This is a genomic window from Clostridium sp. UBA1056 (assembly GCA_002316385.1).
GTDB lineage: Bacteria > Bacillota > Clostridia > Clostridiales > Clostridiaceae > Clostridium_J.
In genome coordinates this window covers 55,426-68,020 of record DCDL01000010.1, presented here as the reverse complement: position 1 = coordinate 68,020, position 12,595 = coordinate 55,426, and the positions used below count along the sequence as shown (strand labels likewise).

General features: G+C 29.3%; 14 protein-coding genes. 2 read left to right on the top strand and 12 right to left on the bottom strand.

Translation table 11 applies throughout. The features are described 5' to 3' along the window. The first annotated feature begins 950 nt into the window (after positions 1 to 950). Positions 951 to 1,424: a 2-C-methyl-D-erythritol 2,4-cyclodiphosphate synthase gene (gene ispF / locus B3W71_RS03795; RefSeq protein ID WP_346887612.1), complete on the top strand. Its 474-nt coding sequence runs from the start codon at positions 951 to 953 to the stop codon at positions 1,422 to 1,424. Between the two features lie 59 nt (positions 1,425 to 1,483). On the opposite strand, the gene B3W71_RS03790 is transcribed toward ispF, so the two are convergent. The 9 genes from B3W71_RS03790 to pyrB all read right to left on the bottom strand — a co-directional run bounded on the left by B3W71_RS03790 (position 1,484) and on the right by pyrB (position 8,426). Then, a complete protein-coding gene (locus B3W71_RS03790) occupies positions 1,484 to 1,972 on the bottom strand; it encodes a YhcN/YlaJ family sporulation lipoprotein (RefSeq protein ID WP_346887611.1) in 489 nt (162 codons plus the stop codon). Positions 1,973 to 2,228: 256 nt separating this feature from the next. After that, positions 2,229 to 2,459 carry a hypothetical protein gene (locus B3W71_RS03785; RefSeq protein ID WP_346887610.1) on the bottom strand — a complete coding sequence of 77 codons (231 nt, stop codon included), beginning with the start codon at positions 2,457 to 2,459 and terminating at the stop codon, positions 2,229 to 2,231. Between the two features lie 172 nt (positions 2,460 to 2,631). Further along, entirely contained in the window at positions 2,632 to 3,204 is a 573-nt protein-coding gene (gene pyrE, locus B3W71_RS03780) for an orotate phosphoribosyltransferase (RefSeq protein WP_346887609.1), read from the bottom strand. 12 nt (positions 3,205 to 3,216) lie between these two features. Continuing rightward, on the bottom strand, positions 3,217 to 4,113 hold the full coding sequence (locus B3W71_RS03775; RefSeq protein ID WP_346887608.1) for a dihydroorotate dehydrogenase: 897 nt from the start codon (positions 4,111 to 4,113) through the stop codon (positions 3,217 to 3,219). A 10-nt stretch (positions 4,114 to 4,123) separates the two neighbouring features. After that, a complete protein-coding gene (locus tag B3W71_RS03770; RefSeq protein WP_346887607.1) occupies positions 4,124 to 4,867 on the bottom strand; it encodes a dihydroorotate dehydrogenase electron transfer subunit in 744 nt (247 codons plus the stop codon). Positions 4,868 to 4,941: 74 nt separating this feature from the next. After that, complete coding sequence (gene pyrF / locus B3W71_RS03765; protein WP_346887606.1) at positions 4,942 to 5,817, bottom strand: orotidine-5'-phosphate decarboxylase; 876 nt, start codon at positions 5,815 to 5,817, stop codon at positions 4,942 to 4,944. A 19-nt stretch (positions 5,818 to 5,836) separates the two neighbouring features. Further along, positions 5,837 to 7,024 carry a dihydroorotase gene (locus B3W71_RS03760; protein ID WP_346887605.1) on the bottom strand — a complete coding sequence of 396 codons (1,188 nt, stop codon included), beginning with the start codon at positions 7,022 to 7,024 and terminating at the stop codon, positions 5,837 to 5,839. Between the two features lie 22 nt (positions 7,025 to 7,046). Continuing rightward, positions 7,047 to 7,481: an aspartate carbamoyltransferase regulatory subunit gene (locus tag B3W71_RS03755; RefSeq protein WP_346887604.1), complete on the bottom strand. Its 435-nt coding sequence runs from the start codon at positions 7,479 to 7,481 to the stop codon at positions 7,047 to 7,049. 21 nt (positions 7,482 to 7,502) lie between these two features. Then, positions 7,503 to 8,426, bottom strand: a complete 924-nt coding sequence (gene pyrB, locus B3W71_RS03750) for an aspartate carbamoyltransferase (protein ID WP_346887603.1) — start codon at positions 8,424 to 8,426, stop codon at positions 7,503 to 7,505. A 646-nt stretch (positions 8,427 to 9,072) separates the two neighbouring features. Here pyrB and B3W71_RS03745 point away from each other — a divergent pair. Continuing rightward, complete coding sequence (locus B3W71_RS03745; protein ID WP_346887602.1) at positions 9,073 to 9,210, top strand: hypothetical protein; 138 nt, start codon at positions 9,073 to 9,075, stop codon at positions 9,208 to 9,210. A 75-nt stretch (positions 9,211 to 9,285) separates the two neighbouring features. Here B3W71_RS03745 and B3W71_RS03740 read toward each other — a convergent pair whose 3' ends face one another. The 3 genes from B3W71_RS03740 to B3W71_RS03730 form a co-directional block, all read right to left on the bottom strand. Next, positions 9,286 to 10,758 (bottom strand): methyl-accepting chemotaxis protein, encoded by a 1,473-nt coding sequence (locus B3W71_RS03740; RefSeq protein ID WP_346887601.1) that lies wholly within the window; start codon positions 10,756 to 10,758, stop codon positions 9,286 to 9,288. A gap of 119 nt (positions 10,759 to 10,877) precedes the next feature. Next, entirely contained in the window at positions 10,878 to 11,774 is an 897-nt protein-coding gene (locus B3W71_RS03735) for an HD domain-containing protein (RefSeq protein ID WP_346887600.1), read from the bottom strand. A 100-nt stretch (positions 11,775 to 11,874) separates the two neighbouring features. Beyond that, positions 11,875 to 12,438: a DUF1836 domain-containing protein gene (locus tag B3W71_RS03730; RefSeq protein WP_414631976.1), complete on the bottom strand. Its 564-nt coding sequence runs from the start codon at positions 12,436 to 12,438 to the stop codon at positions 11,875 to 11,877. Positions 12,439 to 12,595 lie beyond the last annotated feature (157 nt).

The following is a 12,595-nucleotide window of genomic DNA, read 5'->3' as shown; positions in this document are numbered from 1 at the left end:
TATTCTTTGATAATAGTTCAACCTCTTTAGCAGTAAAAGTCTTTTTACTCATTTTAATCACCTCATACTTTTATTGTACAAAAAAAGAACCTATACTGATAGGCTCTCTTTTTATAGTGTCTATCATATAGGTTCCATTTTATTTTTTTATCTCCCTTCTTTTTAATTTAGATTAAAATTCTCCTTTACATAACTGAATTTAGACAGACTACCCTATCTTAACTCTTCCTAAATCTATATTAAATATAAAACTATATCACATCCTCCAAAATTTTCAGTATACTATCCTACATAAAAATCTATTAACATACATTGTTAATAAAACTTTGTCAATTATTGAACTAAAACCTCTTAATAAATATTTTGTTTGTAATCTAATGTTATACTCTCTTACTTGTCCATATTATCAACATTATCCACAGATACCCTGTTCATAACTTAGTGAATTCAATGTTAATATCCACATTTTCATCTCATAATTACATAATTTTTATAAACTATCCCCTCATAACTATTATATACCTGATTAATTCATAAAATATTATCAACATTATCCACAGTTATGTTAATAACCTGTTTATAATTTTTAATAACATATATCATACTAGCTCATTTAGTAATTTCTATATTTAAATATTTTAATCCGTTATTCTATTAAATATATAGCTTCTCATAACGAACATCCTTAAATTTACTAATTAATATATAAAATTTTACCTATGAAAATATATAAATATTTATATATTTAACTTTTTAAATAGAATGCTAGTTTTAAAGGATTTTTCCTCTAAATTGTGCCACTTAGAGCATATTAAAATGTGAATGATTAATATTACATTGATATTAATTTTAACTCACACTATAAGTTATTTTATCTTATCAATAGATAATAATCATTGAAATGTGTTAAACTTGGGTTATATTATTTATAAATAATTGGAGGTTTATATATGCGAGTTGGTATAGGATATGATGTGCATAAATTAGTGCCTAATAGAGATTTAATTGTTGGTGGTGTAAAAATTCCTCATTCCCTTGGTCTTTTAGGCCACTCTGATGCTGATGTTTTGCTTCATGCAATCATGGATAGCTTACTAGGTGCTGCAGCGCTTGGTGATATAGGAAAACACTTTCCAGATGCAGATGATAGATTTAAAGGTATTTCTAGTATTAAACTTCTTAATGAAGTTAATGCCTTACTAAATAAAAATAATTATATGATAGAAAATATAGATGCAACTATAATTGCTCAGAGCCCTAAAATGGCTCCTTATATTACATCTATGAGACAAAACATTAGCGAAGCATTAAATATTTCTATTGAGCAAATTAATGTTAAAGCTACCACCGAAGAAGGCCTTGGCTTTACTGGTGCCAAAGAAGGGATATCCTCTCAGGCTATATGTTTAATTAACAAAATTTAATAAATCAAAATATAAGTCCAAGGTTAAAATTCTAATAACCTTGGACTTGTAAAAACCTATTACATTTTTTCTATTATTTCTTCTAAATCTTTCTTAAACTCTTGAAAAGGCTTATTCTCTTTAAAAGATTTTAATAATTTATCTATGGATTCATATACATATTCATCATTACTTATAGCTATAGTTTTGGCATCAGAATAAGTGTCCTTTACTCTTTCCTCAATTTTCATTCGTAATTCAGGAGATATATCATTGTAGTTTTCCTTTAGCTTTAATGCAACTAATACAGATTCATGGTTTATAAAAGTTACTACTGACTCTACTTCTGGAATTTCTTCAACCTTTGACATAACTCTTTCACAAGTAGCTATAGCATTACGAATTTCTTCTTCCTTAGCTATAGGTTCATCACTCATATCTTCTATTGTAGGTCCAGCTCCAACAGTATCACTTTTTTTATTATCCATATTACATCCCATTAATACTACAGTTACTATAATTAATAATACTACAACAAATAATAGTATATCATTTATCTTTTTCTTCATCTTATAACCTCCTATATATGATTACATTAATTTAGTTTCTATATCTCATAGAACTAATAAACAGAGTTCTAAGCTTCAGAGGGGATTTTTATACTCCTACTGAAGCTTAGAAATCGTTATCCAGGATCGTAGCCGCTCTTTACCCCTACTTTGAAGAAGATGAGAGTATTAGAGCGGGTAGTCATCGGATAAATAATCATATATAGTTTGGCTTATAATCATAAGTATATTCCTATTTTAATTTATATCTTCGTATCTATATACCTTGTAGTGTACCTGAACTCTCAAATATATCTTTTGTAATAATAAAACTACCATTATTTTCGATTAGATCAAATTCACTTATACTCGTTATTCTTTCCTCTCTCTCAACGTGAAACACATATCCAACTCTTCCTTGTTTTTTAAAAAATACCTTAGTTGATTTTATAACTCTAAGTGGATTTTTATTTTTATCGTATATAATACTAGGAACATTATTAATCATATTTGCTTCTCCTTACACCAGTTGTTAATTAATGATATATAATATTAACCTTTTATACAATTTATGACTCTAATTATAGCTAAGTATAAAATTTACTTATAAACTTTATATAAAAAAATTTACCTTACTATACACAATGGTAGGTAAGGTAAATCTTATTTTATCTATATGACTATTTAATATTTCTGCTGCCTGGTTTTACATAAGATATATTCTTTTTACATAGAGGGCATTCTTCCTTCTCAAAACTTTCTATTTCTAACTTGCATGCACTATACACTGGTAGAGTTAAAACACAATTTTCAACTCTTCTATCAACTATACAACATACACCTACAACTTCTGCTCCTAAACCTTTTAGTACTTCTACAACCTCCATCGTAGATTTTCCTGTGGTAACTACGTCTTCTGTAATCAGAATTCTTTGACCAGGTTTAATTTCAAATCCTCTTGTTAATGTCATCACTCCATCTTTTCTTTCAGTAAATATCCCTGGTTTTCCTAACTGCCTTGCTAGCTCATAAGCAACTATTATTCCACCCATAGCAGGCCCTACTAACATATCTATATCTAAGTCCTTAACTTGATTTGTAACTATCTCTAATACTTCTGCTGCCTTGTTTGGGTATTGTAGTAACTTTGCACATTGACAGTATCTATTACTATGTTTACCTGATGATAATAAGAAATGTCCTTCTAATAATGCTTCACACTGAATTAATATATCTACAACTTTATTTTCCATAATATTTTCCTCCTATACTATTCCTCTAATTTCACTGATATCTTTAATATTTTCTCTTACTAAAAATTCCTCTATCCCCTTTATAATTTCTATTGGAGCAAAAGGATTTATAAAGTTAGCTGTTCCTATTTGAATTCCTGTAGCGCCAGCCATTATAAACTCTATAGCATCTTCCCAATTAGTAATGCCTCCAAGACCAACTATAGGCACTTTACATGCCTTACATACTTGATGAACCATCCTTAGGGCCATAGGCTTTACTGCTGGCCCAGAGAACCCAGCATAGGTATTATCAAATACAGCTTTTCTTTTCTTATAATCTATAGACATTCCTTGAAAAGTATTTATTAATGATAGTGCATCTGCTCCAGCTTCTTCACAACTTAATGCCATTTCTACTATATTTTCAGCATTAGGAGATAACTTTACCATTAAAGGCTTTTTGCATATCCTTTTTACTTCCTTTACTGCTTCGTATGCAACCTTTGATTTTATTCCTAAAGCCATCCCGCCATGCTTTACATTAGGGCATGAAATGTTAAGTTCTATAATATCTATATTAACTTCATTAAGTTTCTCTATTATACTAATATACTCCTCTACTGTAGCTCCCCCAACATTAGCTATTATATTAGTATTATATTCCTTCATCTTTGGAAGCTCATCCTTTATAAACTTTTCCACACCAGGGTTTTGAAGCCCTACACTATTAAGCATTCCACCTGTGGTTTCCTTAATTCTTATTCCATAGTTACCTTGTCTTTCATTTAAGGTTAATCCCTTGCTACAAATTCCTCCAAGTTCAGATATATCATAAAACTTACTATACTCATCTCCAAATCCAAAGGTACCTGATGCCGTCATTATTGGATTCTTAAACTCTTTATCACAAATATTTACCTTCAGCATAACTTCTCCTTTAAAATTCTAAATCTAATCCATTAAATACTGGACCATCTTTACATGTTCTTTTATTTCCATTAACAGTCTTACAAGTACACACAAGACAAGCTCCTATTCCACAAGCCATCTTCTTTTCTTCAGATATATATATTTTTGTACCAACTTCCCTACACATATTAATTACTCTATACATCATAACTTCTGGCCCACAACATAAAACTATATCATAATTTTTAGGACTAAATAGCTCTGTTACGTACCCTTTATGCCCAACATTTCCATTTTCCGTGGATACTTTTACTGATATGCCTAAAGTTTCTATATCTTCTAGTCCATAGATTTCATCTCTAAAACCAGCAAACACATGAACTTCGGAATTCTTTATACTATCTACTAGGTATCTCATAGGCGCTACTCCAATACCACCTGATACTACTGCAACCTTTCCTTTTATCCCTTCTAAATCAAAGCCATTTCCTAGTGGACCCATAGCCTTAACTTCTTGTCCTGGTATTAGATTACTTAGTAACCTTGTTCCTTCTCCAACTAATTGATATAAAAATTCTATCGAATTAGATCCTATATTATGAATACTTATAGGCCTCCATAATATAGGTTCCTTTTCCCAAGATCTTAACATATAGAACTGTCCAGGTTTACCTTGAAACTCTCCCTCTATAGATAATTTAAATATCCCTTTAGCAACTTCTTTATTTTCTATTACCTTACCCACTTTATATTCATAATTATCTTTTTTCATTCTACTGCTCCTAATAACTTATTCTAATATAATGCCATACAATAAAGTTGTATGGCATTGCCTGTAATTATAATTTATTTCTTTAAGTTTTCTATAGCTGTTAAAATTTCATTTTTCATTCTGATAACTTCTTCCTTTGCATATTTAGCGAAATTTTCTTCACCGTCTACCTTTCCTTTGTATGCAAGCATTATACCTCTTGAAGAGTTAACAACTCCTCCATTTCCATCTTTAAGGTAAAGAGCTACATCTTCTGCTCTTCCACCTTGAGCGCCATATCCTGGTATTAGGAAGAATGTACTATCTAAATTATTTCTTATTTCTATACCCTCATCTACATGAGTACAACCTATAACTCCACCTATGGAGCTATATCCATATTTACCCATATAATCTTTGCCTAGACTATTTATAGTTTCTCCTACTACATTAAATACTCTTCTATCACCTTTAGTCTCTATATATTGAATATCCTTACTACCTTTATTGGAAGTTCTTATTAGTACAAAAATTCCCTTTTCACTATTCTCTAAATAAGGTAAGTATGGCTCAATACTATCTAACCCCATATATGGACTTAAAGTCACAAAATCAGCTTCAAATTCTCCTGCAAAATGTGCTTTAGCATACATCTCAGCTGTTTTCGCAATATCTCCTCTTTTTATATCTCCTATAGATATTGCTCCTCTTGCCTTTATATATTTTAAAGTATTCGAATATGCTCTTAGTCCTTCTAATCCATAGGCTTCATAATATGCTATCTGTGGTTTATAGCAAGCTACGTGATCTATAGTTTCATCTATTATAGCTTTATTAAACTCAAAAATTGCATCTCCTATATTTTCAAACTTTTTAATAAAACTGTCTGGTATATATGATATATCTGTGTCTAATCCCACACATACATGTCCCTTTTCTGCAATTGTCTCAAATAGTCTATCTATAATCATATGGCACTTCCTCACTTTATTATTTTCTATAAACAACCTTACCACCTTTTATGGTAGTTAGCACTTCTCCATATACTTTCATACCATTAAATGGAGTATTCTTTCCTTTTGATAAGAATTCTTCTTTACGTATCTCATATTCTTTTTCTAAATCTACTATCACTAGGTCACCATCGTATCCTATGTTAATTTGTCCCTTGTTAACTCCTAATATTTCACTAGGTCTCTTACTCATAATTTCACTTAACTTACTTAAATCTATATAACCTGCTTTCACAAGCTTAGTATATGAAACTCCAAAAGCTGTTTCTATTCCTGAGATTCCTGGAGCTCCCTTTCTCTTATCTTCTTCAGTGTGTGGTGCATGGTCCGTAGCAATGCTATCTACATATCCGTCCTTTATAGCATTAATTAAATAATCTATATCTTCACTTTCTCTAAGTGGAGGATTTACTCTATACTCTATGTCATTAGCTAAAGCTATATGATGAGGAGCTACTTCACAAGTAACTTTATCTCCCCTTTTCTTTGATTTAATTATATATTCCATAGATTCTTTAGTACTTACATGTGAAAAATGAACTTTGCATCCTGCATGTTTAGCTAAGGTTATATTTCTCCAAGTCATAGTATTTTCTGCAAGCCTCATGTCTATATTAGATAGATTATGATTCTCGCAATGACACATAACTGTTATATCCTTTTCTTTAGCTTTAATCATAGCATTTAACATAACTTCACTATGCATAACATCTTTTCCGTCTTCAGATATTACCTTTATGTCACCTTTTTTTAGATTATCTAAATGGCTAATATCATCTCCACTAAACTTATTAGTTATAGATATAACTTGATTTATATCTACAAGTCCTACTTCTTTACCTTTATTTATAACATAATTAACTGTATCCATATCGCTACATACTGGATTCGTATTAGCCATAAGATTTACCATAACATATCCACCTTTAACTGCAGCTTTAGAACCAGATTCTATATCTTCCTTATACGTTAATCCTGGGTCTCTAAAGTGTACATGCAAATCTACAAAACCAGGCATTACTATCTTTCCTTCAGCATCTATAGTCTCACAATCCTTTATAAGATTTCTTCCTATCTCACAAATTACTCCATCTTTTATATACACATCACCAACAAAGGCTCCGCTCCAGTCTACTACTGTACCATTCTTTATACAAATTTCCATAAATATCCTCCAATCCCAACCATTAATATAGTGAAGTTACTCTTTGTAAGTCATCACAGTAATGACATCTGTATTCCTTTGTTTCTTCATCTACTAAATGATGTATGTGCTTTATGTTAGGCTCTATAGATGTAACACACCTAGGGTTTTTGCACTTTATAACACTTTCTACTTTTTCTGGAAGTCTAAGCTTGATTTTCTCCTTAATTTCCTCATTTTCTATTATATCTATAGTTATATTTGGGTCTATTACTCCTAATATTTCAAAATCAATATCTATTTTATTTTCTATTTTTATTATATCTTTCTTACCGCACTTATCACTATTAGCATTCATTATAAGAGCTACAGTGAAATTAGCCTTATCTAGATTTAAGAAGTTGAATATTTTTATTCCTTCTCCAGCTTTTATATGATCTATTACCAATCCATCTTTTATACTATTTATAGTTAACATATTCCTTCCTCCTTATATACCTTAGTAAATTCCTAATAATTTTAGTATTAATGCCATTCTTACATACATTCCATACTTAGCTTGTTTAAAGTAAACAGCTCTATTATCACTATCTACTTCATAAGCTATTTCATTTACTCTTGGTAATGGGTGAAGTACTATCATATCTTCTTTTGCATTATTCATTTTCTCATTATCTAATATATAAGTATCCTTAAGTTTTATATAGTCTTCTTCATTGAAGAACCTTTCTCTTTGTACCCTAGTCATATATAAAACATCTATTTCTTTCATAGCTTCTTCCATGGTCCTAACTTGCTTAAACTCTATATTTCTCTTCTTAAGTATTTCTTTCTTTATATACTCAGGTATCTCTAGTTCTTCTGGTGAAATTAGTACAAATTTATTATTTTCATATCTGCTTAGGGCCTTTATTAATGAATGTACTGTTCTTCCAAATTTTAGATCTCCACAACAACCTATAGTTAAATTATTAAGTCTTTTCTTTAATGTTCTTATAGTTAATAAATCCGTTAAAGTTTGGGTTGGATGTTGGTGTCCACCATCCCCTGCATTTACTACTGGAATATCACTATATTGTGCTGCAACTTGTGGTGCTCCTTCTTTAGGATGTCTCATTACAGCTATATCTGCATAACATGCAACTGTTCTTATAGTATCTGCAATACTCTCTCCTTTAGCTACTGAGCTAGCATTTGGTTCTGAAAACCCTATTACACGTCCACCTAGCCTGTTCATAGCTGCTTCAAAGCTAAATCTCGTTCTAGTACTTGGCTCATAAAATAATGTAGTAAGTAAATATCCATCACAAGCATGTGTAAATTTTTGGGGGTCTGCTATTATCTCGTCTGCTAAGTCAAATATTCCGTCTAATTCTTCTAAAGTAAGGTCCATTGGTTCGATTAAATTTTTTCCTTTTAACATATAAAACACTCCTTTTTAACCTCTCTGGGATAATTTAAAGGTATTAAGATTTACTTATAAAACTCAATAAAAAAAGCTTTCCTTAACAAGGAAAGCTATAAATATCTCTGCATATAATTTTGCATATGAATATAATAGTATAGTGAATTTTATTGTACTACAACTGTATTCATATCAAAATCTTTTCTTCCCTTGTCGGCATCTCTGTACCATTTTTAAAAGGATTCTTTATTAAATTTTATTGCTTTCATTCTACTGTAAATAAACTATAATGTCAATACTGTTTAAAATAATGGTTTAATTTTATTAAATTAGCCATTAAATATGTGACTTAATCACATATTTTTTTATTTAAATATTGTATCATAAAGTATAAAATATTTTATCCTAAGAAGTAAATACCAAGTCTATCATATATTTATCAGGATAAATGTAAAGTCATATGGTATACTAAATAAAAGTAAAGTATAAGGAGGATATTAAAATGAAAATAACTTTTGATAATGAAACTAAAGATGCTCTTTTAGAAAGCTTAAACAAACAAGGCAAACCTGTTGTTAGACTAGCTATTGCTGGTTTTGGTTGAGGTGGCCCTAATCTAAGCGTTGTTCTGGATGAACAAAAATCAGATGATACTGTAGAAACTGTGGATGAAATAACTTTTGTAGTTAATAAAGATGAAGAATACATTTTTGAAGATTGCATTGTTGCTTACAAAAAAACATTATTTGGAAAGACTTTCAAAGTAATATCTAAAGCTATAGGAGAAAGCTCCTGTAGCTAAAGTATAAATACCCATAAGTAGTGCATTCTTCAAGAGAAAGAGTGCACTACTTATGGGTTCTATTTATGTGTATTTTTATTTAATATATTTATTTATTTCTTCTATTGAATCATTTAATACTTCTGCTATACTTTCTAATTCCTTAAAATTATTTAAATTTTCATGAGATATAGCTGAAGCTTCTTCTGAACTAGCCATGGTCTCCTCCGCTATACCTGATAAATTTGTAATATTATCATGTATCTTTTCACTACTTTTTAAAATTTCAGATACCTTGGAAACTACACCTATTATCTCTTCTTTTACTATAGACACATTTCTCTGGATAGTGGAAAATGCTCTATCTGTATCTTTTACTAATTGTTGTTGCTCATTATTAGCATCAACTAATTCTTCTACTTCTAAAACTGATACATTAGTATCCTCTTCTAAAGATTTTAATATATTACCTATCTCTAGTGAATTGTTTTTACTCTCAGCTGCTAATTTCTTTATTTCATCTGCTACTACAGCAAATCCTCTTCCACTTTCACCTACTCTAGCTGCTTCAATGGCAGCATTTAACGCTAAAAGATTAGTCTGCTCTGCTATAGTCGATATAACATTAGTTATTTGAGCAATATTAGATGACTTTTCAGCTAATTCTTTCATAATACTACTAACATTTTTATTCTTATACATAATATATTCACTTTTTTCAGATAATTCATGGACAATTTTTAGACCATTATCTATTACTTTATCTGCTGCTTCAGAAGATTGTTTAACTATAGTAGTAACATCTTCAGTCTCTGTTATTTGTTGCTTTATATTATTTACCAAATTAGTTTGACTCCCAATTTCTTCACTAGTGTTAGTTGCCCCCATAGCTATTTCTTCTATGGATAAATTTATAGTTTCTGTACTTTCTCCAATTAAAGAAACAATCTCTTTAAGATGATTAGACTTTTCTTTAACCACATCATATACGTTAGATAAATCTATTAACATATTCTGTTGTACCTTACTATTTTTATTTATCTCTTCCACATTTCTATCCATATCTTCATTCATTTTTGCAATAAATTTTGTAGCTATTACAATCGTTGGGAAGAACATTATAGTAGCTCCTAAAATTCCAGTTAACTCAGCACTATTTCCTAACCTAATTTGCATATATGCATATATCAGTATTGATATAAAATTAAATCCGCCAACAATAGTTATTAGTTTTGTATCTAAGTATAAAACTAAACTTAATATAAAAGGAAATCCCGCTGCAAAGGCAGATGCGCATGATGATGTAAGTAATACATATGTATCTACCATTAGAAAACCTGTAGCCATAACCCATCTAATTATATTATTTGATGTATTTTTTATATATAGATGTATTGAGATAACATATGTTATTGTTGCTACTAATATATTAAATATTGCAAATTCAATTCCCCTATATCCGTTATACACTTGTAAAACTGAACCTGTAATTGTGACAAACATGATACTCAAGAATACAATTAATATTAATTTATTAACTTTCGCAATATCGCTTTTATTTCTCCCCATTATAATACCCCCCTATATTTCCCCATTAATAGATTATCGATCCATTTTATGCATATCTTTATATATGCTAACATTAAAAATCATACAACAAATTACTCAAGTAATTTGTTGTATGATTTTTATATGAATAATTTAGTTTCTATTTTTTTTTCATATTCTGACCATGTATCTTGTTCTGTTATATCCTTCACATTTGATACTTTATTCATAGTAGCATCGATATAATCTGCATAATGGACTATAAAAGCTTCTTCAGTGTTAGGAGATTTAGGTGAGCCATATTCTAGTTTACCGTGATGCTGTACAATGCATCCTCTAATCCGATTTTTAAAATCTTCGCTATAAAATCCAGGTGCACTTTTAAATGCTTCCTCTACCATAGTTATTCCTATAACTATATGGCCTTCCATTTCCCCCCTAATGGTCGCTTTAAATTTTCCCTTTGATGAATATTCATGTATTTTTCCAATATCATGAAGTTTTGCTGCTAATATAGCAATCTCTCTATACCTACAATTATATCTATTAGCAAGTTCATTTGCCCAATAGGTTACATTAAGAGTATGTTCTGCAAGTCCCCCTATATATGTATGATGTTCTAATCCCCCAATTCCTTGTGAAAACTCACTTACGAAATTCTTATCGCCAAAAAAATATTTATTTAAAGATATAACTTCCTTACATTTAAATTGTTGAGTTGTCAATTCTTCTAATTCATATAATATAGATTTTATATCTTTCTTAACATAATTCATAAAATCATTTAAGTTATAATTAAATTCTGATGAATCTACTTTCACTATCATATTATCTTTTATATAAGCCTTAACTACATCACCTACATTTAACGTATTATTACAATTATTTTTATCCTTAAATGTCAATTCTTCTGTTATATCCCCTAGGGTATATATTATCTCATTTTTATATATCTTTTTATCTTTTACCATAAGCAATAATTCTACTAAATCTTTATTTATATTACTAATTACCTGGGTCAAGTAAATTGATTTCATATTCTCATCTCCTTATAAATACATCTAATATGTATCTTTTCATAAGAAGATATTTTTATTCTTTAAATCCTAACTTTGATTTATATACTAAACACCACTTTTATTTATATTTATCCTCGAATTCTTTAACTAATGTAGTCACTAATTTCTTTATATTACTTGCATGAGCCACTAAACTCATAACTAATAAAAACATTATTATTCTTTCTTTATCTTCATCATTAAATTCATACTTTTCCAAGTGTTTCTTAAATATTGCATCTAATTCTTTTTTTTCTCCAATGAACGAAATGTCCAAACTTTTCTGTTGTAAATCACTAAATAACTTAAAAGTATCCTCCCAAGAAAGAATATCGTCTCCTCTATTATTTATATCGTTAAAGGCCAGTCTAAATACACTTTTTATCTCATCTGTTGTCAAAATTGGTCTCATATATCCTAACAGAACTAATTGAACTAAATGTAACTTAGTATAGCCTCTTTTCTTACCATCTTCCGGTTTAGAAATAACTTCGCTTTTTATATAATTTTGAAGTATACTATTAGTAAAATTATCATGAGCAAACTTATCATTAAGATAATCTTTAACTTGTGATAAGAATAGATCATATTGAGGCAATTCATCATATTGTATTATACTTTTTTCAGTATTTTCATCTATCATCTCTGAAAACTTAGATACTATCTCTTGAAAAATAGTTCCATTATCACTCTCTTTATTATTCATTTTCATTCCTCACTTCAATAACATTTTAAATTTTTCTACACTAACTCATATTAATTATAAAAGATAATTATTATATTTACAAATATCTTATAAG